This is a genomic window from Macrococcus brunensis (assembly GCF_022343725.1).
Classification (GTDB): domain Bacteria; phylum Bacillota; class Bacilli; order Staphylococcales; family Staphylococcaceae; genus Macrococcus; species Macrococcus brunensis.
Genome location: NZ_CP092179.1, coordinates 103,286 through 124,174 on the forward strand (window position 1 = coordinate 103,286; position 20,889 = coordinate 124,174).

23 protein-coding genes and 1 riboswitch are annotated in these 20,889 nt (G+C 44.2%); of the genes, 12 read left to right on the plus strand and 11 right to left on the minus strand.

Going from position 1 to position 20,889, the window contains the following annotated elements; all coding sequences use genetic code 11:
• Nucleotides 1-32 precede the first annotated feature (32 nt).
• Genes MGG13_RS00515 through MGG13_RS00535 form a run of 5 tightly spaced genes read right to left on the minus strand, consistent with a single transcriptional unit; the run spans nt 33 to nt 3,597 of the window.
• Nucleotides 33-1,007, minus strand: coding sequence for a HesA/MoeB/ThiF family protein (locus tag MGG13_RS00515; protein WP_239034990.1), 975 nt, complete (start codon nt 1,005-1,007; stop codon nt 33-35).
• Nucleotides 1,004-1,771 carry a thiazole synthase gene (locus MGG13_RS00520; protein ID WP_133431315.1) on the minus strand — a complete coding sequence of 256 codons (768 nt, stop codon included), beginning with the start codon at nt 1,769-1,771 and terminating at the stop codon, nt 1,004-1,006. Before MGG13_RS00520 ends, MGG13_RS00515 begins: the two co-directional genes overlap by 4 nt.
• Nucleotide 1,772: 1 nt before the next feature.
• Nucleotides 1,773-1,970: a sulfur carrier protein ThiS gene (gene thiS, locus MGG13_RS00525; RefSeq protein WP_133431316.1), complete on the minus strand. Its 198-nt coding sequence runs from the start codon at nt 1,968-1,970 to the stop codon at nt 1,773-1,775.
• Complete coding sequence (locus MGG13_RS00530; protein ID WP_133431317.1) at nt 1,967-3,070, minus strand: NAD(P)/FAD-dependent oxidoreductase; 1,104 nt, start codon at nt 3,068-3,070, stop codon at nt 1,967-1,969. The genes thiS and MGG13_RS00530 overlap by 4 nt, the downstream gene beginning before the upstream one ends.
• Nucleotides 3,064-3,597, minus strand: coding sequence for a thiamine phosphate synthase (locus tag MGG13_RS00535; protein ID WP_239034991.1), 534 nt, complete (start codon nt 3,595-3,597; stop codon nt 3,064-3,066). The genes MGG13_RS00530 and MGG13_RS00535 overlap by 7 nt, the downstream gene beginning before the upstream one ends.
• A 50-nt stretch (nt 3,598-3,647) precedes the next feature.
• Nucleotides 3,648-3,750, minus strand: a riboswitch (TPP riboswitch).
• 106 nt (nt 3,751-3,856) lie between these two features.
• Between MGG13_RS00535 and MGG13_RS00540 the strand changes: the two genes are divergently transcribed.
• Complete coding sequence (locus MGG13_RS00540; RefSeq protein ID WP_133431319.1) at nt 3,857-4,393, plus strand: hypothetical protein; 537 nt, start codon at nt 3,857-3,859, stop codon at nt 4,391-4,393.
• Nucleotides 4,394-4,542: 149 nt separating this feature from the next.
• On the opposite strand, the gene MGG13_RS00545 is transcribed toward MGG13_RS00540, so the two are convergent.
• From MGG13_RS00545 to MGG13_RS00555, 3 genes are read right to left on the minus strand one after another with little or no spacing between them, the layout of a single operon-like run.
• On the minus strand, nt 4,543-5,307 hold the full coding sequence (locus tag MGG13_RS00545; RefSeq protein WP_239034992.1) for a sulfite exporter TauE/SafE family protein: 765 nt from the start codon (nt 5,305-5,307) through the stop codon (nt 4,543-4,545).
• Nucleotides 5,304-5,594, minus strand: coding sequence for a rhodanese-like domain-containing protein (locus MGG13_RS00550; protein ID WP_239034993.1), 291 nt, complete (start codon nt 5,592-5,594; stop codon nt 5,304-5,306). Before MGG13_RS00550 ends, MGG13_RS00545 begins: the two co-directional genes overlap by 4 nt.
• A 5-nt stretch (nt 5,595-5,599) precedes the next feature.
• A complete protein-coding gene (locus MGG13_RS00555; RefSeq protein ID WP_239034994.1) occupies nt 5,600-5,860 on the minus strand; it encodes a metal-sensitive transcriptional regulator in 261 nt (86 codons plus the stop codon).
• Between the two features lie 152 nt (nt 5,861-6,012).
• Between MGG13_RS00555 and MGG13_RS00560 the strand changes: the two genes are divergently transcribed.
• The 8 genes from MGG13_RS00560 (at nt 6,013) to lrgB (ending at nt 16,809) form a co-directional block, all read left to right on the plus strand.
• Complete coding sequence (locus tag MGG13_RS00560) at nt 6,013-8,421, plus strand: FAD-dependent oxidoreductase (RefSeq protein ID WP_239034995.1); 2,409 nt, start codon at nt 6,013-6,015, stop codon at nt 8,419-8,421.
• A gap of 14 nt (nt 8,422-8,435) precedes the next feature.
• The gene (locus MGG13_RS00565; RefSeq protein ID WP_239034996.1) at nt 8,436-9,761 is read left to right on the plus strand and encodes an MBL fold metallo-hydrolase; all 1,326 of its coding nucleotides are present in this window, start codon (nt 8,436-8,438) and stop codon (nt 9,759-9,761) included.
• Nucleotides 9,762-9,869: 108 nt separating this feature from the next.
• Complete coding sequence (locus tag MGG13_RS00570) at nt 9,870-11,756, plus strand: FUSC family protein (protein ID WP_239034997.1); 1,887 nt, start codon at nt 9,870-9,872, stop codon at nt 11,754-11,756.
• Between the two features lie 71 nt (nt 11,757-11,827).
• Entirely contained in the window at nt 11,828-13,111 is a 1,284-nt protein-coding gene (locus MGG13_RS00575) for an MFS transporter (protein ID WP_239034998.1), read from the plus strand.
• Between the two features lie 50 nt (nt 13,112-13,161).
• Nucleotides 13,162-14,904, plus strand: coding sequence for a sensor histidine kinase (locus MGG13_RS00580; protein WP_239034999.1), 1,743 nt, complete (start codon nt 13,162-13,164; stop codon nt 14,902-14,904).
• Nucleotides 14,905-15,594, plus strand: coding sequence for a LytTR family transcriptional regulator DNA-binding domain-containing protein (locus tag MGG13_RS00585; RefSeq protein ID WP_239035000.1), 690 nt, complete (start codon nt 14,905-14,907; stop codon nt 15,592-15,594).
• Between the two features lie 116 nt (nt 15,595-15,710).
• Nucleotides 15,711-16,106 (plus strand): antiholin-like murein hydrolase modulator LrgA, encoded by a 396-nt coding sequence (gene lrgA, locus MGG13_RS00590; protein ID WP_239035001.1) that lies wholly within the window; start codon nt 15,711-15,713, stop codon nt 16,104-16,106.
• Nucleotide 16,107: 1 nt separating this feature from the next.
• Nucleotides 16,108-16,809, plus strand: coding sequence for an antiholin-like protein LrgB (lrgB, locus tag MGG13_RS00595; protein WP_239035002.1), 702 nt, complete (start codon nt 16,108-16,110; stop codon nt 16,807-16,809).
• Nucleotides 16,810-16,842: 33 nt separating this feature from the next.
• On the opposite strand, the gene MGG13_RS00600 is transcribed toward lrgB, so the two are convergent.
• Nucleotides 16,843-17,268, minus strand: coding sequence for a 6-pyruvoyl trahydropterin synthase family protein (locus MGG13_RS00600; protein WP_133431330.1), 426 nt, complete (start codon nt 17,266-17,268; stop codon nt 16,843-16,845).
• Nucleotides 17,269-17,358: 90 nt separating this feature from the next.
• On the opposite strand from MGG13_RS00600, the gene MGG13_RS00605 reads away from it, so the two are divergent.
• The 3 genes from MGG13_RS00605 to MGG13_RS00615 are packed head-to-tail and all read left to right on the plus strand — an operon-like array spanning nt 17,359 to nt 19,265.
• Nucleotides 17,359-18,222 carry a PPK2 family polyphosphate kinase gene (locus MGG13_RS00605; RefSeq protein WP_239035003.1) on the plus strand — a complete coding sequence of 288 codons (864 nt, stop codon included), beginning with the start codon at nt 17,359-17,361 and terminating at the stop codon, nt 18,220-18,222.
• A gap of 12 nt (nt 18,223-18,234) precedes the next feature.
• Nucleotides 18,235-18,600: an iron chaperone gene (locus MGG13_RS00610; protein WP_239035004.1), complete on the plus strand. Its 366-nt coding sequence runs from the start codon at nt 18,235-18,237 to the stop codon at nt 18,598-18,600.
• Between the two features lie 50 nt (nt 18,601-18,650).
• Nucleotides 18,651-19,265 (plus strand): GNAT family N-acetyltransferase, encoded by a 615-nt coding sequence (locus tag MGG13_RS00615; RefSeq protein ID WP_239035005.1) that lies wholly within the window; start codon nt 18,651-18,653, stop codon nt 19,263-19,265.
• Nucleotides 19,266-19,275: 10 nt separating this feature from the next.
• Here MGG13_RS00615 and MGG13_RS00620 read toward each other — a convergent pair whose 3' ends face one another.
• Complete coding sequence (locus MGG13_RS00620; RefSeq protein WP_239035006.1) at nt 19,276-19,443, minus strand: hypothetical protein; 168 nt, start codon at nt 19,441-19,443, stop codon at nt 19,276-19,278.
• Between the two features lie 29 nt (nt 19,444-19,472).
• Nucleotides 19,473-20,867, minus strand: a complete 1,395-nt coding sequence (locus tag MGG13_RS00625) for a protein adenylyltransferase SelO (protein ID WP_239035007.1) — start codon at nt 20,865-20,867, stop codon at nt 19,473-19,475.
• Nucleotides 20,868-20,889: the final 22 nt, after the last annotated feature.

The following is a 20,889-nucleotide window of genomic DNA, read 5'->3' on the forward strand; positions in this document are numbered from 1 at the left end:
AACCTTCTATTTCCTCGGAAATAGAAGGTTTTTTAAATGGACTCTGCGATGAAACGTTCAGCATCTTCTATGCGGTCAAGCCCCTGAATAATGATACGACCATCATGAAAGAAACTGATTGTATAGTGAGGGCCTTCATAATATTTGAAATAAGGAGAAGATTTTTGGAAACGGAAAGTGGTCTCCGTAAAATGAGCAGGGGTCAGTCTGACCATGTATTTACCGCCGCATAGTTTCATGACTTTAAGAGGACGCTCATTCAGCCGCGGGTAGTGACCATGACAGCATGTCTTGCAGTCAGGATTCTTTAACTTATCTGCCAGCGTCTGCTGGAAGCGCATCGACTTCATATCGAAAGTCAGCAGTTGTCCTGAAAAGCATCTATTCGCCATATAGTTCATGATTTCTGCTGTCTGCATACTCGCTGTCATGTGAGCGACAGGCGGCAGTATACCGGCGATTGAACAGTCCTGCCCGCTCGTCTGCTCATCTGCGAGCAGACATTTCAGGCAGGCGCTTGTGTAATCGACCGCATAAACCGTGCCTTTTGTACCTAAACAAGCACCATAGACCCAGGGCAGCTGCAATTTATGGCATACTTCATTAATCAGAAAACGTGTGCTGAAGGCATCGGTCCCATCTATCACCATATCCGGCTTATATTGATGAATTAATGCTATGATGTTAAGAGAGGTCACTTCCTGAGTGACAGTTATAATATCAGTATTACTGTTAATGGCTTTCAGATGGAAAGCTAAAGCGTCTGCTTTCAGCATATTAGCTGCGGCATCTTCTTCCGTATAGCAGCTCTGTCTGTGCAGATTGGAATACTCGACGACATCCATATCGCAGATGACGAGACGGCCTGCGCCAGCGCGGGCGAGCTGCTCGCTGACGGCACTGCCCAGGGCGCCGGCACCGATGATGAGCAGCGTCGAATTCTCCAGTCGATTCTGCCCGGAAGAACCGAAAGCATGACATCTTACTTGCCGCTCATAACGGCTCACAGGAACTGAAGTCCTTCAGTCGGGCTGGAAGGATTGGCGACATACTGCTTAGGAATGCGTCCGGCCTCGTAGCTTAGCCGGCCTGCCTGCACGCCGTATTTCATTGCTTCTGCCATCTTGACAGGGTCATCTGCACCTGACACAGCTGTATTTAATAGCACTGCATCCGCGCCCAGCTCCATGGCGAAGGCTGCATCACTGGCAGAGCCAATACCGGCATCGACGATTACAGGGATGTTTACACTTTCTACGATATAGCTGATGTTTAGTGGATCATTGATGCCAAGCCCTGTGCCGATAGGTGAACCGAGCGGCATGACTGCATGGACGCCGAGCTTTTCTAATTTTTCAGCTAGGACAACATCACAGCTGATATAAGGACAGACAGTGAAACCTTTCTCAAGCAGGCGGCCACAGGTCTCATAAGTCGCAAGCGAGTCCGGCAGAAGAGTACGGTCATGACCGATAATCTCCACTTTGATCATATCGCACATACCAGCATGGCGGGCAATTTCTGCAATCTTCACTGCTTCTTCAGGCGTTTTTGCGCCTGCTGTATTTGGGAATGTAAAGTAACGATTTAAGTCTACTTCAGCTAGAGGGTTAGGAAGGGATTTATCGAACAACTGCATTCTTCTGACTGCAAAAGTCAGTGCTTCTGTGCCGCTTGCTTCAATCGCTTGCGTCTGCACTGCAGCATCTTTAAATTTTCCCGTTCCTAAGATAAGTCTTGATGTAAATTCATAATTTCCGATTTTAAACATATTAACCGCCTCCGACAAATTCGAGTAATTCTAAACGCATGGCTTCAACTAGTGCTGTTGTCTCAAAACATTCCTTCTTGATCGGTTCGTCGTCTATCAGGACGATAATTCGTTTATCATCAATAGCGAGTTCTTTCAGTAACATGTGTAAATTCTGGGCGGTAGTCTGATGAGATTCACCGTTTAAAATAATGTTCACGTTGTTAACTCCTTTATTCGAAAATGGTCTAACAAAGGTTCGCGTCTGCCTAGAATCAGCTGAGCCATATAATGGCCTGTAATAGCGGACAGCAGTATACCGTTACGGTAATGACCGGTCGCTACATATAAGCCTTCAGAACACTCATCCAAGTAGAGCTGATGGTTCCGTGTAAAGGGGCGCACACCGCTATAAGTCCGTATAATTTCACCTGCTGCTAAAGACGGTAGCATTTTCTGACTTTCTTCCAGCAGCCAGGCGATGCCGCTGTCTGAGACGTAGTTCTCCCGGTCAGGCTGACTGGTCGCACCAATAAGATAATGATGATTGGCCTTAGGCACGATATAGCAGCCATTTGTGCCAAACAGGGAAGGCCGTAAATGCAGAGTAGGATGATACATGTAACAGACTTCTCCGCGCATCCCTGTCACTGGAAGATGAATATTCAGCATGCGGAGTAAATCCTGTGACCAGGCGCCTGCTGCGATCAGTAGTTTAGCGCTCTGCAACTGCTGCTGATGAATAGAAACTGTGTAATCGTCAGACTTCCGGATATTCAGTACTTCATCATGATAAAAATCGACATGACTGAGCGTGGCTTTTAAAGCCCGTGTATAGCGCGCAGCATCTATCTGCCCGTCGTCCGGAATGTAAATACCAGATGTACCCGTAATACCTGGGTGCAGTTGCGTCAATTCCTTTGTATTTAACTGTCTGATATTGCTGTCTGTCTGAGAGAGAAAATGGAACTGTCGCTCAAATAGCGGCTGATCTTCCATACAGCTTAAGTATTTAATTAGACCATGCTGTTTGAGATGGATCTGATGACCGGTCTCTGCCTCAAGCTGACTGATCACTTCAGGCATCATTGCGCGACCTGCCATCGATAGACGATAGAGCGCATTGTCCTCGTAAAATTCATTCTGAGCACCGAGCATGCCGCCCGCTGCATAGGAGGCGCGCCTGCCCGGCTCATTACGGTCGATTACAGCAATAGATAGGTCTCGCGGCAGGTTTCTGGCGATAGATAATCCGATAACACCTGCGCCCACGATGATTAAATCATATTTCTTGATAACATCACCTTCATTCGTCAGCATTCAAATAACCGGATGCCTGCATACCCGACAAACTCCGCTGGCAGCTGTGGTAGTGTTTCGGCCGTAATACCACCCAGCGCTATCAGCGGCAGTCCTGTTGCGAGTGCTTCTTTTATTTCAAGTGGTGTGCGGGGAACTTGAGCAGGTTTTGACGGCGTAGGAAAGAGATGACTGTAGAGACCATAGTCCAGATGATGCCAGAGTGCTTCCTGGCATGCTGACACACTATGCACAGCCATACTGACTGATAACTGTGGCCGCTTTTCTTTCAGATTATAAGCTGTCCTATCACCTTGACGGAAGTGGATGCGTGACAGCTGGAAAAAATTGAGCAACGTCACATCACTATGGACAATCAGCTTCTTTTTGTCGAAACCTGCCTGCAGTAAAGACTGGATGACAATATAAGCATCATCACTGTCACTGAGCCTTAAAATGACCCCGTCGATAAAAGGTTCAATAGTTAATAAGTGCTTGATAAGCCGTTGAGGTGGCCGCTCAGGTGTAATAGCAATTTTTAGCATCATCCATTCCTCCAAAAAAAGATCCCTGGCATAAAATGCACAGGGACCTTGAAGTCTCACATATTATGCTTCCCTACGTTGGTGTTAACCATATCAGGTTCAAAGAGTTGGACATCTGTCCTCTCAGCTCTCAATAGAGCACCTCCAGCAGTTTATTCAGTTATGACTTTAGAGTAGCACTTATTAAATTTAAGTGCAATGCATGTTGTTTCATGTGGATGCGACGGTGGAAGAGTATAATGAAGTTAAAGGAGGAGAACCTATGTTATTACTACAGTTTCTGCAGAGTGAGCTGACCATTGATATCGGTCTTTTTGAAAATGAAGATCAGATTAAAGAGTGGCTTCATTTACTGCCCGTTTACGTTGAAGATGGTGTCTATTTTTTAGATGGCGATAAGCTGAATGATTACAGTGAAATCAAGTTTATGAACAGTCGTTATCCGCTGACAAGCTTCAGTTTTGATAACAGTGAATCCATCTTGGTCACTTGGACTGAAATCCCTGTTATTCCGCTGTCAGAAGGACTCATCCCAGGCGCTACAAAAGTAGATGCTTATTCAATTGACAATGAAGATGTCAAAGATTATATTACAAGCCGCGAGGAAGCGGTTGATGCAGTTATGGAGTATTATCATAAGCAGAATAAACAGATTGACCGAGCAGGACATGCATCAGAAGATGGTGAATATCTAATGCTGGATGGTAAGTTCCTCGCGCACTTAGATCCGATATTTGTCGACCAGTGGAAAAAACGCGAGTCGCTTGAATTATTTATTCAGACATTCGAAGAAGAATAAGAAAATGCCAATCGGATGATTGGCATTTTTTAGTTGATTCTATTATCACAAGTGCCTGTTTTAATGACTTGCAGTCCGTCATATAAAGATCACATATAATGCGGTGTAGACACCTGTACTTCTTCATGTATACTCAACGTCCACGACCATTATCTCTCTAAAATCTGGAATAGCATTTTAATGGCAGCAGCTGCAATCAGAGCTGCAAGTATATAGCGCAGCACCAACTGATTTGTTTTTTTAGAGATCCGTGTGCCGACAGGTGCCATGATTAGGCTGGTGATGACAAGGGGAATCATCAAGACGAAATCCACGTCTCCTGTTACTGCTTTAATCAGAAAAGTGCCGATAGAAGAGATAAAGGCAATAATAATACTGCTTGCGACCACACTTCTAAAAGGTGCACGGAATAAAGCGAGCAGCACGGGCACAATAATAAAAGCACCACCAGCACCCACGATGCCCGACAGAAAACCGATTAAAGCAGCCGTAACGAATAACAACACTGGATTGAACTGTGTTGTTGTCTGTTCGGGTCTTACTTTGACAAACATGAGAATAACAGCGAGTATAGCGAGACCCGTATAGACGATATTGATAATACTTTCATCAAAAAGAGAAGCACTGTACGCACCGCCTATACTGCCGAGTAGAATCCCTATTCCCATCGGCACAATCAGCTGACGCCTCGCATCCGGATTACTGCGCTGGCTGATACTGCCGCTCAGCGTGCTGAAGAATACCTGTGCTGCTGTCAGACCGCTGGCAAGATGCGGCGTGATCGTATCGATACCGAAGAAGGGCGGAATAAAGAGCAGCATCGGAAAGATAATGATAGCCCCGCCAATACCGACCAGCCCGGACACAAACGCGCCGATAGCACCGATGAAGAGCAGCAGGATGAAAAGCATCATCGTCTATTCCACTCAATCATTCCGCCTTGAACATTCGTTGTGTTCATTCCTGCTTCACTTAAATACTGACAAGCCATCCCTCTTCGGTTGCCTGAACGGCAGATAATGACGTAATCATCTGTCTCATTGAACTCGGATGTTCTCGCTTCAAGTTCTGATAACGGAATATTGAGCGCTTCGTCAATCCCATCTACTGAAAATTCATCTCGTTCACGGACATCAATCAGCTTGATATCTGCCTGCTGCATGAGCAACTGTTCTAAACTTTTAACTGTGATTGTTTTCATATGCTCTACCTGCTTTTGATCAACAGATTGACAGCTTCTTTAACGAGCTCATCTGTATCTTCATTATTTTTAACATTCTCTTTGACACATTCCGCTAAGTTCTCGCTGACGATCACACCAATCAGTCTTTCGATGCCGCTACGGGAAGCACTCAGCTGCGTCACCACTTCTCTGCAGTCTTTTTCTTCTTCCATCATTTTTAAGACCCCGTTCAACTGACCTTGCAGACGTTTTAAACGGTTAATAGTATTTTTATCGTATTTCATATCATCCCTGCTTTCTAATTTTTTCAGTGTTTTTACTATATACCCCCTGCGGTATCAATGTCAATTAAAAAATACCTTGTGGGGTATTTGACAAATCATTTAAATCGTAATATGATACCCCCATAGGTATTAATGAACAGGAGGAAAACACGATGAGACGTATTGTTATTGTAGGAGGGGTTGCAGGTGGCGCATCTGCAGCAGCCCGTTTAAGAAGGCTGAATGAAGAAGACCACATCACTTTAATAGAAAGAGGACCGCATGTATCTTTTGCGAACTGCGGTTTACCCTATTATATCGGTGATGAAATAACAGATAGAAGTAAATTACTGATACAGACGCCTGAACTGATGCATGAGCGAATGAATATCAACGTCCGTATTAATACGGAAGCACTGAAAATCAATAGAGCAGAACAGCAGCTTTTAGTGAAGACAGAAGGTCAGGAAGAAGTCATCGACTATGATGTCTTAGTTTTATCGACAGGTGCGAAACCGATTGAAATTCCTGTTGAAGGGAAAGAGCAGTCACATGTTTTCACTTTAAGAAATATTCCGGACATGGATCAGATCAAATCTTATATTAATGACAAGAAGGTTAAGACAGCAGCAGTTGTCGGAGGCGGCTTCATCGGCCTTGAGATGGCGGAGAACCTGCATGCGTTAGGAATCCAGGTTTCTTTATTTGAGCTTGGCAATCAAGTGATGCCAGGCGTCGATATCGATATGGCAAAGGGTATTCATGAACACTTGATTCAGCAAGGTATCGACTTAAGACTGGAAGAATCGATTACACGTATCGATTCACAGACAGTGACGGCAAGCACGAACGCGACGCTGGATGCCGATATGGTCATTATGGCGATTGGTGTGCTGCCGGAATCAACGCTCGCAGAAGAAGCAGGACTTGAAATAGGTATTAAAAAAGCGGTTAAAACGAACGACGTCTTTCAGACAGCAGATGAACATATTTATGCGATTGGCGACGTCAGCGAAGTCACACATCAAATAAGCGGCCAGGCAGCGCATATCCCGCTTGCATGGATAGCAAACCGTCAGGGACGCCTTCTTGCGGATCACTTGAACGGCAAAACAATTGAAGCGTTGAAGCCTCTCGGCACAGCTATAGCGAAGGTGTTCGACTTATCTGTTGCAAGCACAGGCTTAAATGAAAAAGCATTAACAGAGCTCGGTAAAAAGTATCACGTCATCCACGTATCAGGTCAGTCGCATGCGACTTATTATCCAGGCGCTACGCCGATGACGATTAAAGTTATCTTCAGTCCGGAAGGTGAAATATACGGTGCACAGATAGTCGGCCGTCAAGGTGTCGACAAACGAATTGACCTTATTGCGAGTGCGATGACATTTAAACAGTCAGTCGTTGATCTACAGAAGATAGAAATTGCTTATGCACCACCGTTCTCATCAGCAAAAGACCCGGTCAATATGGCAGGGTACATCGCAGAAAATGTCCTGACTGACCAGATGAAGATGGCACAGCATAATGAAATAGTTGATCATCCGCAGTTGATAGACGTTCGCGAGCCGATTGAATATGAGATGGGCACGATTAACAATGCTAAGAATATACCACTCGGCTCACTCAGAGAGCGTCTTGATGAACTGGACCGAAGCATGCCTGTCACCGTATTTTGTCAGGTGGGTCAGCGTGGCTATAATGCAGCACGTATTCTGAAAAATAATGGTTTTGACGTTATTAATCTGGACGGAGGCTATAAATTATACAAGCAGCTGCACACAGCACCGAAACCAGTGATTGAAAAGAAAGAAACAGTTAAAGAAGAGGTGAAAACAGTGAGTGAGAACAGACGATTTATTGAGGCGAGCGGCCTGCAGTGTCCGGGTCCGATCCTGAAAGTGAAAGAAAATATTGATGATATGCGGGACGGAGAACAACTTGAGATCCACGTAACAGACTTTGGCTTCTGTACTGATATTGATGCATGGGCGAATGCGACAGGCAACACAGTGATCAGCAATAAGACAGAAGGCGGCAAAGTTAAAGCCGTTGTCCAAAAAGGAACAGTCAATGTTATGAATGATGCTAAAGGACACCAGCTCGTTGAGACGAAAAACGGGGCGACAATGGTTGTCTTCAGTGGAGACCTCGATAAAGCACTTGCTTCATTCATTATTGCAACAGGCGCTGCATCTTATGGTAAAGAAGTCACGATGTTCTTCACCTTCTGGGGCTTGAACGTCATTAAGAAACCGGGCATGAAAGTAGCGAAAGAAGGACTGGATAAAGCCTTCGCACAGATGATGCCGAAACACGCAGGTAAGCTGCCAATCTCTAAAATGAACATGGGTGGCATGGGTGCGCGTATGATTCGTCACGTCATGAACAAAAAGAAAGTGGATTCATTAGAGACGATGATCGAGAAAGCGCAGTCAATGGGCGTGAAAATGGTCGCGTGTACAATGAGTATGGATATCATGGCTGTAACGAAAGAAGAACTGATTGACGGCGTAGAATACGGCGGCGTAGCTACTTACCTTGGGGATACAGAAAAAGCGAACCTAAATCTATTTATATAAAAAGGAGAGAGAATATGTATTTTAAATCATTTTTTAACGGTCCGTTAGCGCAGATGTCTTATATGGTCGGCTGCCAGAAAACAGGAGAAGCGATCATTATTGATCCTCTCCGCGACCTGACACCTTATATTGAAACAGCAGAAAGTGAGAATCTTGAGATTAAATATGTGACTGAAACGCATATTCATGCAGATTTTGCATCCGGTCTGCGCGAAGCAGTGAACAGATTAGGCGCTAAAGCTTATGTCTCTGGCCTTGGCGGCGAAGACTGGCAATACAAAGCTATTGACGCAGAACGCCTGGCAGAAGGCGATGTGATTAAGGTGGGTAACGTTAAGCTTGAAGTGATCCATACACCGGGTCATACGCCTGAAAGCATCAGTTTCCTGCTTACGGATAATCAGTCTGATATTCCGATGGGTCTGTTTACAGGGGACTTTATCTTTGTGGGTGATGTCGGTCGTCCCGATTTACTGGAGACTGCTGCCGGCGTCAAGGATTCAACTGAAATCGGTGCGAAACAGATGTACCAGTCCATCAAGAAAATAGCTGATTTACCGGATTACATTCAAATCTGGCCGGGTCACGGAGCAGGCAGCGCATGTGGTAAGTCATTAGGGGCAGTTCCAGTGACAACACTCGGTTACGAACGCGTGAACAGCTGGGCATTCCAGTATGATGATGAAGAAAGTTTCATTCAGGCACTGACCAGTGAACAGCCGGAACCGCCGTATTATTTCAAGGAAATGAAAAGAATCAATCGTGACGGCGTCAACCCTTATTCAGCTGATTCGGTTATGCCGGTCGCTGAACTGACAGCGTCTGTTGTACTGGACTTACGCCAGAAAGAAGTATTCGCAGAGAATGGCAGTATGGGCATCAATGTTCCTTATAATAAGAAGTTCCTCAGTTTTGCCGGCTGGTATCTGAACTATGAAGAGCCGCTCCAGTTGATTGGAGACTTCGAGATGGTTCAGCAGGCAGCAGATGAACTGAAACTGATTGGATTTGATAAAGTGACGGGTTATTTACCGGGCAATAAAGTGAACGGACCGTCCTATGATCAGATTGAACCCGCTGACTTTAAAGAAAAAGATAAAGAAACTATCAATATTCTGGACGTTCGTACCCAAAAAGAATGGGATGACAGTCATTTTGAAGGCGCGAAACATCTTCACTTTGGTAAGCTGACGACAGAAGAGATTCCATTCAATCAGGATGACAAGATTTATGTACACTGTCAGTCAGGTGTTCGCAGCGCAATCGCGATGAGTATTCTTGAAAATCTCGGTTATGAACAGGCTGTCAATATAAAAGGCGGTTACGATGCAGTGAAATAAAGGCAACAGACTTGAAAATTTAGTTTTTCAGGACTATGCTTGATACAAATGATAAAAAACCTCACAAATTTGATTTGTGCGGTTTTTTTGTGGGAAGGTGGACCTTATTTGAAGGCTTATTATCAGTCGCTGCTTACAATTGATGCTGCTAAAATAGACGTCCCTAAAGGCATCAGACAAGGGCTTCTTATTTTTATCGCTTTATTTATCTTCTATTTATTTGGCGAGCTGCAGACCGGGCTGCTTGTCTCGATGGGGACGTTGTCTCATATCTATCTCTTCGGCGGGACACTCAAATCTAAGATTAAGACAGCTTTGACGGTGAGTGCAACTTTAGCACTGGCCATGATTTTGGGTTCACTTGTCGGTCAGCATGCACTTCTCTATGCTATCCTGCTTATTGCGTTTGCGGTGATACCCTTCTATGTCTTTACAGCACTCGGTGTTAAAGGACCATCTTCCACATTCTTTATCGTAGTGTTTGGTCTCGCATCATTTATGCCTTATCATCCAGAAACGGCGCTTTATCGTGGGATTCTCGTCATAATTGGAGGACTGCTCTCTATTCTCATTGTCTGCATCGATGCGTGGCTCTTCAAAAACACAGCTCAGCAGCAGGCAGTCATCAGTGATTTCCGCATGCTGCTCTCACTCGCTCACCATTATTCAGATTTCGATCAGTTCAAGAAGACGAATCAGCAGGCGCTGCAGACTTTCAGTTCCAGCAGTCAGACGCTGAGAAGTGCAGATATCGGCTTATTGAAAGAAAATAAAGTGAACTATGAAAGACGCCTGCTTTTCCATGAAATGGCCCAGGTAATCTTTGCGGAATTACTGGAACTTCGTGCTCGCGGTTACAGGGCAATACCGGAGGACATGATCGACATGCTCGAATATCTCTGTCTAAGTGTAGAGAATCAATCATCTGTGTCATGGAAAAAGTCTGTGGATGTTGATCCACAGTTCGAAGCGCTTGCCGTTGCACTCTTTCGTACAGAAGAAGTCTTGAATGCACCGTCGGAACAATTGTCTTATAAGATGAGTACAAGAGATGTTAACTATGTTGAACGTCTGATACAGAATCTGACACCGGAATCAATGGTTTTTATCATGACCTTAAAGTATGCAGCGATTGTCACAGTAGCGGTGACATTTGCGCTGCTCTTCAATATTGAACGACCTTACTGGGTGGCATTGTCTGCTCATACCGTTATGCTCGGTATTCATACAGTGTCAAGCATGCAACGGGCTGGAGCACGCATTATCGGTACGTCTATCGGCTTATTGATTATGCTTGCTATTCTGCCTCTTCATCCTAGTCCACTTGCCATTCTGCTCATTATTGCAGTGACAGGTGGGATTACCGAAATGATTGTAGCTTCCAATTATTCGCTCGCTATGATTTTCATTACCATTCAGGTTCTGATGATGTCTGCTATTGCAGCAGGACATCTGTCACAGGATTTTGCTTTGTTAAGAATAACGGATACCGTTATCGGTGTACTCATTGCTGTATTCGGTACGCTCCTGCTCGGACGTGTGACAGCATCTGCTCGTCTGCCGCATATGTTAGCTGCACTTTTACGGCAGGAAGCTGTGGCGTTCCATGATCTGTTTACAAATGATCACCAGACAGAAACCAGAAGCCGCTCATTTCCACTTAATCAGCAAGTCTTCAATAGCAGACTCACCTATACACAGGCATCAGGTGAACTGACTGCGGATAAGGAACAAGTTGAAGCTTACTACGCAGTTATCACGCTTCTCGAACAGATCAGCTTTACACTTAATCGCCTGAAAGAGCAGTCACCAAAATCGCTGGACGACCACACACTGAGTGTCTATATGCTGACTTTCGCCAATGTCGCAAAACAAATTGAATACCAGCAGTCCCTTGATAAAGTAGAGTTACCGGAGTTGCCGGAAGCGGATTACTTAAGAGGGATGCTGAATGAAATGCAGAATTACTGTAGTCGCTACCAAGCTGTTTCATGAGAAACAGCTTTCTTTTTTTGAGGAGTCCTCTATAATAAAAGAGATTAGACTAAGGTGTAAAAGGAGCCTCTATGAAAAGAGATATCAGACTGCTACTTTCAGTTCCGGTTTTAAGCTGGGCACTCTATGATTTCAGTAACACGATTTTCAGTGCTAACATCATCACCTTATTTTTCCCGCAGTTCGTCACAGAACAGCTGGGGACGAATCCAGTGCAGGAGCAGATTGCTTCAACCTGGATTGCATACTCTGCAAGTATTGCTGCATTTTTTCTGATTTTGCTCAGTCCATTGTACGGCGTTTACATAGACCGGACGAATAAAAAGAAAAAATGGGTCATTATCTTCACGCTCATTGTATTTGCCTGTACATATCTCATGGGCTATATCAACAGTATGGATTTAAAGCAATCAGTATTTGGACTTCCAGTCGCATTCTTAATTACCATCCTGCTTTTTACCATTGCCAAGTTCACTTATAACTCCAGCCTTGTCTTTTATGATGCCATGATGAGTAGTCTCGCACAGAAAGAAGACCATTCAGTGATTTCAGGGTTTGGGGTTGCCTTAGGTTATCTCGGGACGCTTGTCGGAGTATTGAGTGTTACATCGTTAGTAGGTAAAGGGCCGACAGCTGAAACGTTTATCCCGACGGCTATTCTTTTCCTGGTGTTCAGCCTGCCGATCTTCATTTTTGGTAAAGACGGTAACCGTGAAGTGAAAAGAGAGAAGTCAATCGGTGGTTACAGAGAAGTATGGGAGACATTTAAACTCGCTCGGAAAGAGCCTGCTATTTATGTGTTCCTGATTGTTTACTTTTTCTTAAATGATGCACTGGCAACAGCTATCAGTATGATGCAGCCTTATGCGACGACCGTTGTCGGTTTCTCGAACAGTCAGTTTATCAGCATCTTCATGATTGCGACAGTTTTCAGTGTAATCGGGGCTTTTATCTTCGGCTATATTGCGAAACATATCGGTTCAGCGAGAGCGTTACAGTGGGTCGCGCTTGTCCTGATGATTGCTTTAGTACTGGCAAGTCTGCCTCTAGCTAAAGAATGGTTTTATTTATGTGCGATTCTCTTTGGCATTGCGATGGGTTCTATCTGGGTGATTTCACGCACGCTTATCATCGAATTGTCACCTGCTGAACATGAAGGACAGTTCTTCGGTTTGTTCTCGATGAGCGGTAAATTATCAGCTGTTATGGGTCCCTTTATATATGGGACTATTACCTGGCTGCTGAGTGACTACGGTGCTACGGCAAGTCGGGTAGCCATTCTCTCATTATTTATTATGGCGCTTGGTGCCTTTATTCTGCATTTCAAAGTCATCAGACTTTTGGCAAAGGAGTAACTTCGGTTATTCCTTTTTTGCGTTATAATGGGAATGATAGGAGGCATTCTATGCTAAGTCTTTTTATATTGCTTCTGGAACGTGTCGGTCTGATTATTCTCATTGCCTATTTATTGATGAACGTGCCCTATTTTAAGAAAGTCATGACAAAGAGAGAAAAAGATTCGACACAGCTCCAGTTACTGCTGATCTTCGGTCTGTTCGCTGTTATTTCTAACTTTACAGGTGTGGAGATAAAGAATAATCAGATCATTTCAAGTGAAATCTTCTACAAATTGTCAGAGGATACGTCGCTCGCAAATACACGCATCTTGATCATCAGTGTCGCTGGACTTGTCGGTGGACCTTATGTAGGTATCGGGATTGGTATTATATCGGGATTATCCCGGTATTTCATGGGCGGAGAAGCAGCGTATACTTATATTATTTCTTCTGTGATAGTCGGTATCATCGCAGGTTATTTCGGTCATAAATCAATTCGGGAGAACCGTTATCCGACTATTGTACAAGGTATCATCATCGGCGCTGCTTTAGAGATGATTCAGATGTTCTGTATCACTTTGTTTTCTCCGGACAAAGCAGCATCAATTGAGCTTGCGCAGTTCATCGCACTGCCGATGATTTCGATCAACAGTCTGGGCTCTGCTATTTTCTTATCCATCATCATCTCCACACTGCAGCAGGAAGAACGTATGCGTGCTGTTCAGACACATGACGTATTAGCAGTCGCGAATCAGACACTGCCTTATTTCAGAGCAGGCCTTACTCAGGAGTCAGCTACTGAAGCGGCGACAATCATTCGAGACTTGCTCAAACTGTCTGCTGTCTCCATCACCAACAAGACAGATATTCTCGCGCACGTCGGAGCAGGGAGTGATCATCATGTACCTCAGAAAAAAATCATCACCGATCTCTCGAAGGATGTCATTAAATTAGGTGAAGTGAAAGAAGCGCATTCTAAAGAAGCAATCGGCTGCACGCATCCAAACTGCCCACTGGACGGGGCGATTGTTATTCCACTCTACGCTGAAAACCAGATAGCGGGGACGCTGAAGTTTTATTTTACGGATAATCGTAAAATGACTTATGTCGAGCGTCAGCTGGCTGAAGGACTCGGCAATATCTTCTCCAGTCAGATCGAACTCGGGCGTGCTGAAACACAGAGCAAACTGCTGAAGGAGGCAGAAATTAAGTCGCTGCAGGCACAGGTCAATCCTCATTTCTTCTTTAACGCGATTAATACCATTTCAGCCCTGATCAGAATGGATAGTGAACGTGCGCGGGAACTGCTTCTCAGTCTTAGTCATTTCTTCCGCTCTAATCTGCAAGGTGCCAGAACACCGACGATTACGGTAGAGAAAGAATTGCAGCAGGTCCATGCTTACCTTGCACTTGAACAGGCAAGATTTCCTGACCGTTTCAATATCCAGTTCGATGTTGATGACAACTGTCTGCAGGAATATGTGCCGCCATTTCTCATTCAGATATTAGTTGAGAATGCCATTAAACACGCATTCAGCAATCGTAAAAAAGGTAATGATATCGATGTACGGGTCAGAAAAGCGCATTGTCTTTATATTGAAGTGAAAGATAACGGCTTTGGTATCTCAGCTGATAAGAGAAAACTGATCGGTCAGTCACTCGTTCATTCAGAATCAGGGACAGGAAGCGCACTGGAAAACTTGAATAAAAGACTTGTGGGATTGTTTGGCGAGAAAGCTAAGTTACAGTTTGAGACCTCTGTGACCGGCACTCGTTTCTACAGTGAACTGCCGTTAAAAGGAGGCCAATAGATGAAAATATTAATAGTAGATGATGAACCACTTGCAAGAAATGAACTGAAGTTTCTGATTGAACAGCTGGATGATATTGATTTAGTGGACGAAGCAGACTGCGTCGAAGATACACTGACTGCACTCTTATCAGAACGCTATGATTTATTGTTTCTGGATATCAATCTGATTGATGAAAGCGGACTGGACCTCGCAGAGAAGATTAATAAGATGAAGCGGCCGCCGCAGATTATCTTTGCCACGGCTCACGATACATTTGCGGTTAAAGCATTTGAACTGAATGCGCTGGACTACGTGCTAAAGCCATTTGAATCCGCTAGAATTGAGCAGGCAGTAGCGAAAGCACGAACAGAAAAACAACAGATTACTGCTATTTCTATACAGTCAGATGATAAGATCTATGTGCTGAAATTTGATGAGATTGTCGCGCTTTATGTCGAAGAAGGACAACTGCATATTGCGACAGTAGACAGACAATATTTACTCAACGAGCCACTCAGTAACTATGAGAAAAAACTACCGGATTATTTCATGCGTATTCACCGCTCAAATATTATCAATACGAGACATATCATCAGCGCAGAACACTGGTTTAATCACACTTACCAGGTCAAACTGACCGGCAATATCAAGCTGCAGGTCAGCCGTTCTTATATCCGTGCATTCAAGGAAGAAATCGGTTTAATTTAAGCCGGTTTCTTTTGCATTTCAACCTGCTATTTTTGCATCTCAAATGAATTTCGTCTTATGAGCTGAAAAACCACGATATACTGACCTCAAGATAAAACATACGGGAGGTCATTCACATGACAAAAACTTATTCATTCTTTCATCAGGTAGCAGTCATCACACTTATTCTGCTTATCTCAAAAGTACTGGAAGGCATCATGCCGATTCCGATGCCGGCGTCAGTTATCGGACTTGTACTGTTATTCATCGCACTCTGTACAGGTATCGTCAAGCTTGGCCAGGTTGAAACAGTAGGCAGTGCACTCGTTAATAACATCGGTCTCTTATTCGTACCCGCGGGAATTTCAGTGATCAATTCACTCGGCATTATCAGTGCACATCCATTCCTGATTTTAGGTCTGATCTTCATCTCAACTGTGATGCTGCTCGTGTCAACAGGCATCTTCTCACAAGTTCTCGTAACTAAATCACCAGTGATGACAAAAGCACCTAAAGAAATGGAGGTACATTAATATGTGGGAAGCACTCGGCGCTCATACACCGTATTTCGGTATTCTTCTGACGATTATGCCATTTATGGTCGGACAATATTTGTTCAAGAAAACAAACGGCTTCTTCCTATTTGCACCACTCTTTGTCGGAATGGTCTTCGGCATCTTCTTTCTGAAGATGACAGGTATCAGTTATGAGAACTATCAGGAAGGCGGTAAGATCGTAGGATTCTTCCTGGAACCTGCGACCATCTGTTTCGCGATTCCGCTCTACAAAAAAAGAGATGTACTGAAAAAGTACTGGATGCAGATTATAGGTGGAATTGCGCTCGGTACAACAGGCGCGCTGTTCATTATTTATGGTGTCGCAAAACTATTCGGCTTTGATACTGACATCATCGCTTCAATGTTACCGCAGGCAGCAACAACAGCTATTGCCTTACCTGTAGCTGAGAGCATTAATGGTATACCTGAACTGACTTCACTCGCAGTCATTCTCAATGCAGTCATCATCTATGCACTCGGTAACAAGATGCTGAAACTTTTCCATATCAATCATCCAATAGCACGTGGTCTCTCACTCGGGACAAGTGGACACTCATTAGGGGTGTCAGCGGCACAGGAACTGGGTGAAGTTGAAACGTCCATGGCAAGTATTGCGATTGTACTGGTAGGCGTAATTGTCGTTATCGTCGTACCGATACTCGCAACCATACTTTTATAAGCAGAAAACGGATGCGAAGAGGGCATCCGTTTTTTAATGTCTATTTTGTTGGGTCAGAATCACACTGTGTTCTGCTGTTTCGAATAATTCAAGTGCTTCGATAGTCGTGTTGACTGGTAGATGTGCCTCGAATGTCTGATAAAGCCAGTGCCCGATATTCTCAGCAGTCATGTTCATAGCGGGTAAAGTCTGATTCAGTAACTGATGATCAACTAGAGGCTTGATATGATTTTCAAAGATATGTTCCACTTCAAAGAAATCCACACCCATCCCGATATCATTGACTGGACTGTTAACCGTCACATAGAAAATATAGAGGTGATTTTCAAGGTCCTTATATTTCTCAGGAGTGAAGAAAATACGGCAGTGCGCACGGAAAGCGAACTTTAGTTTTAATGAAGGCGTCCCGCTGAAGGCTTTGAAAGAAGCAGGCACTTTAATATCGTTAAACAGGTTCATTGAGATTACTCCTTTAATTGCGTCTTCTCTTATTTTACATGTTTAAGGACTATAGTTAATAGGAATAAGTAGGCAACAGGAGGGATAGCTATGAACATAGATTCATATAGAGTACCGGTAAAGTCAAATATCAAACTAAAAGATTATCCAACAAGTGAAGATAAAAAGAAATATAATGAAGATATTAAAGAAAAAGAAATACCTGCTCTGGTCAGTGAACTGAAAGACCTACACCTGAAACTGCATGCGGAAGAAAAAAAGGGTATTTTAGTTGTTCTGCAGGCACTCGATGCGGCTGGTAAAGATGAAGTAATCAGCTATATCTTCTCAAACTTGAATGCCCAGGGCTTAAAGACAACGTCATTCAAAAAGCCGTCTGATGAAGAGGCGAAACATGACTATATGTGGCGTTTACATGATGGTCTGCCGGCGCGAGGTGAAATCGGTATTCTGAACCGCTCTTACTATGAAGAGGTCATTGTGACAAGAGTTCACGACTTACTCGGAGAAGAACAGGTGCCGGACGATAAAAAAATAGAAGATATCTGGGATGTACGCTATCGTCAGATCAATAATTACGAGGAATACCTCCACGAAAATGGGTTCCATGTCGTGAAGTTCTTCTTCCACATGTCGAAAGATGAGCAACGTGAACGTTTACTTGAACGCATGAAAAACCCTCAGAAAAACTGGGAATTTTCATTTAATGACGTCAAAGAACGCGAACACTGGGATGAGTACCAGGCAACATTTGAAGATATGCTGAATCAGACTTCAACAGCACACAGCCCGTGGTATATTCTGCCTGCGGATGATGAATGGCATGGAAGACGTCTCGTGTCTGAAGTGATGATTCATGTATTGAAAGAAATTGACCCGCAGTTTCCAGAAATAACAGGTGAAGATAGAAAGACATTACAGGCATATATTGATAAACTAGAAGCAGAAAACTAAGGAGATAAGCTGATGGTCTTTGAATCTTTTCTGAATGACTTGCCACCTGAACAATCACAACGCTTAAGTGAAGTTTTTAACTGGATTGAAAATAATTATCCGGAGCTAGATCCTGTCGTTAAATGGAACCAGCCGATGTATCAGCATCATGGTAGATTTATTATCGGTTTCAGTGTCGCTAAAAAGCATATGGCAATTGCACCAGAAAAAGAGACACTCGTGCAGTTTAAAGATCAGATTGCTGCCGCAGGGTACTCGCAGACCGCCATGCTCTTCCGTATCAAATGGGAAGAGGAGATCAATTATCAGTTACTGTCGTCGCTCATTGACTATAATATTGAAGATAAAAAAGATTGTCAGACATTCTGGAGAAAATAAAATCGTGTCCTTATCTGGGCGCGGTTTTTTAACACTTGGAGATGATGGAAATGGAGATAGAAATAGTTGAAGCAACACCGGATAACCCTCTGGGAGGGGCCTTAAATTATGCTGCGCTGAATGACATGAGTGAAACGATGCTGGGTGTTTCGTCAAAAGAGCAGGCAATAGAGGGCCTGCAGTATTTATGGCAGCAGGCAGGCAATCGTTTCAGCCACGAATATACGTTAGTGGCGACAATTGAGAGTCAAACGGCTGGCGCGATCACGTGTATGCCTGTAGAAAAAATGGATCGTGCCTTTTATAAGACTTTTATTGATATAGTGAGGTACAGAAAACTCGGGGTTATTTTATATGCCATCAGAAACTTTAAAAAGATGATGTTACTCTCGACGATGAAAGAAGGGGAAAAGGGAGAATACCATATCAGCATGCTGGCGACACGACCTGACTTTAGAGGGCAGGGTGTAGGCTCCGCACTACTTGAAGCAGCAGAGGAGAGAGGCCAAGCAGAAGGCTACGATTCTATTTCTCTGACGGTCAAAAAAGATAATGATCAGGCGCTGAATGTCTATGAAAGTAAAGGCTATAAAATTGTCGGTGATATTGATTTAGAGGATATCCAACTTTATAGAATGAGAAAAATAATAGCAGCAAAGCCGTAAGGCTCTGCTGCTATTTTCTGTTTTTGGCGCGAGTCATCAGCTTTAAGCCGGTTGCAAAAATACCGTAACCGACAGCTGTAGAAGCACCCCATGTTTTGTAGCTGTTTCTAGAGAAAAGTTGTGGAACTAATGTACTGAACACATAAAGTAGAAGGACTTTTTGATAACGTTTCAGCATGATAATCACTTCCTTTACTTCATTATAACTTAAGTTCCGCAGTATGTCTGGAAGACTTGTTCAGTCTCTTCGGGCGGAGTTGAATACAGTTCTGGATGGTCATCACTATATGGATTTTCAAGCTGGGCGAGCAGCTCTTTAAAGAAGGCTAGATCTGAGCTGTTCACTGCTTTTTCAACAAGATGATTCCGCGGGATAATAGCGGGATTCACTTTTTTCATGAGCTTATAAGGCGCGTCTTCCGTAGTGATTCGCTCCTGCCAGCGCGTCTTCCAGTCATCAAGCGCAGAATCAACTGGCTGCTGCAGGCTCAACTGGCGGAACGTCCGTGTGAAGTCTAGTTCCAGGTCTTCCATCACACTGAGCAGTTCGCCTATCAGCTCACGGTCTTCAGTCTGAGGTGTCTGTATACCGATTTTTGCAGCCATTACACTCAGCCAGTACTGGTCGAACTGAGTCTCGTAGTAAGTGAGAGCGTCTTTAGCTGTTTCGATAGCTGCATCAGTCTCCTGACTGAAGAGTGGAATCAGACTTTCTGCAAAACGAGCCAGGTTCCATTGTCCGATGCCCGGCTGATTATAGTAGGCATAGCGGCCCCCGCGGTCGATTGAACTGAAGACGGTCGCCCGGTCGAAGCTGTCCATAAAAGCGCACGGGCCGTAATCAATGGTTTCCCCGCTGACGGTCATATTATCAGTGTTCATGACACCATGTATAAAGCCGATGCTCTGCCACTTGGCAATCAAAGCAGCCTGACGGTCAATGACCGCATAAAGAAAATCAATATATTTTGTGCTTGAAGCGGCGAGTTCAGGGTAATGACGATTAATCGCATAATCAGCGAGTTCCTTGACGATACCTTGACGCACTGCATATTCAAATGTACCTACACGAATGTGACTGCTGGCGATTCTTGTCAGAACAGCGCCTGGCAATTCGGTTTCTCTTCTGACAGTATCACCCGTTGCAGTGACAGCAAGACTTCTTGTGGTCGGTATACCGAGCGCATGCATCGCTTCACTGATCAAATATTCTCTCAGCATCGGAGCGAGTGGCGCACGGCCGTCACCCATTCTTGAAAAAGCGGTCCGACCGGAACCTTTCAACTGGATATCATAACGAGTTCCGTCAGGCGTGACATGTTCGCCGAGCAGAACAGCACGCCCATCACCGAGCATGGTGAAATTCCCGAACTGATGACCTGCATAGGCCTGCGCAAGGGGTTCAGAATGCGGAAACTTTTTGCTTCCAGCAAGTTCTTCTGCTGAACTCTTTAATGTTTGTATATCAAAGCCGAGCTGATCTGCTAGTTTCTCGTTGAGTATGAGAATGGCTGGATCAGATACCGGATTCAGTTCAGCTAAATCATAAAAATCAGTTGATAGCTGACGATAGCTGTTATCAAAATTAAAGTATGTGTTCATCGTTTATCACTCCTTAGTTGTT

Excerpts from the sequence above, each read along its gene's own strand:
- lrgA (WP_239035001.1), top strand. The coding sequence starts at position 15,711 with ATGACAAAAACTTATTCATTCTTTCATCAGGTAGCAGTCATCACACTT.
- MGG13_RS00520 (WP_133431315.1), bottom strand. The coding sequence starts at position 1,771 with ATGTTTAAAATCGGAAATTATGAATTTACATCAAGACTTATCTTAGGA.
- MGG13_RS00620 (WP_239035006.1), bottom strand. The coding sequence starts at position 19,443 with ATGCTGAAACGTTATCAAAAAGTCCTTCTACTTTATGTGTTCAGTACA.
- MGG13_RS00605 (WP_239035003.1), top strand. The coding sequence starts at position 17,359 with ATGAACATAGATTCATATAGAGTACCGGTAAAGTCAAATATCAAACTA.
- MGG13_RS00615 (WP_239035005.1), top strand. The coding sequence starts at position 18,651 with ATGGAGATAGAAATAGTTGAAGCAACACCGGATAACCCTCTGGGAGGG.
- MGG13_RS00580 (WP_239034999.1), top strand. The coding sequence starts at position 13,162 with ATGCTAAGTCTTTTTATATTGCTTCTGGAACGTGTCGGTCTGATTATT.
- MGG13_RS00610 (WP_239035004.1), top strand. The coding sequence starts at position 18,235 with ATGGTCTTTGAATCTTTTCTGAATGACTTGCCACCTGAACAATCACAA.
- lrgB (WP_239035002.1), top strand. The coding sequence starts at position 16,108 with ATGTGGGAAGCACTCGGCGCTCATACACCGTATTTCGGTATTCTTCTG.
- MGG13_RS00545 (WP_239034992.1), bottom strand. The coding sequence starts at position 5,307 with ATGATGCTTTTCATCCTGCTGCTCTTCATCGGTGCTATCGGCGCGTTT.
- MGG13_RS00585 (WP_239035000.1), top strand. The coding sequence starts at position 14,905 with ATGAAAATATTAATAGTAGATGATGAACCACTTGCAAGAAATGAACTG.
- MGG13_RS00550 (WP_239034993.1), bottom strand. The coding sequence starts at position 5,594 with ATGAAAACAATCACAGTTAAAAGTTTAGAACAGTTGCTCATGCAGCAG.
- MGG13_RS00540 (WP_133431319.1), top strand. The coding sequence starts at position 3,857 with ATGTTATTACTACAGTTTCTGCAGAGTGAGCTGACCATTGATATCGGT.
- MGG13_RS00555 (WP_239034994.1), bottom strand. The coding sequence starts at position 5,860 with ATGAAATACGATAAAAATACTATTAACCGTTTAAAACGTCTGCAAGGT.
- MGG13_RS00625 (WP_239035007.1), bottom strand. The coding sequence starts at position 20,867 with ATGAACACATACTTTAATTTTGATAACAGCTATCGTCAGCTATCAACT.
- MGG13_RS00560 (WP_239034995.1), top strand. The coding sequence starts at position 6,013 with ATGAGACGTATTGTTATTGTAGGAGGGGTTGCAGGTGGCGCATCTGCA.
- MGG13_RS00565 (WP_239034996.1), top strand. The coding sequence starts at position 8,436 with ATGTATTTTAAATCATTTTTTAACGGTCCGTTAGCGCAGATGTCTTAT.
- MGG13_RS00530 (WP_133431317.1), bottom strand. The coding sequence starts at position 3,070 with ATGCTGACGAATGAAGGTGATGTTATCAAGAAATATGATTTAATCATC.
- MGG13_RS00600 (WP_133431330.1), bottom strand. The coding sequence starts at position 17,268 with ATGAACCTGTTTAACGATATTAAAGTGCCTGCTTCTTTCAAAGCCTTC.
- MGG13_RS00535 (WP_239034991.1), bottom strand. The coding sequence starts at position 3,597 with ATGATGCTAAAAATTGCTATTACACCTGAGCGGCCACCTCAACGGCTT.
- MGG13_RS00575 (WP_239034998.1), top strand. The coding sequence starts at position 11,828 with ATGAAAAGAGATATCAGACTGCTACTTTCAGTTCCGGTTTTAAGCTGG.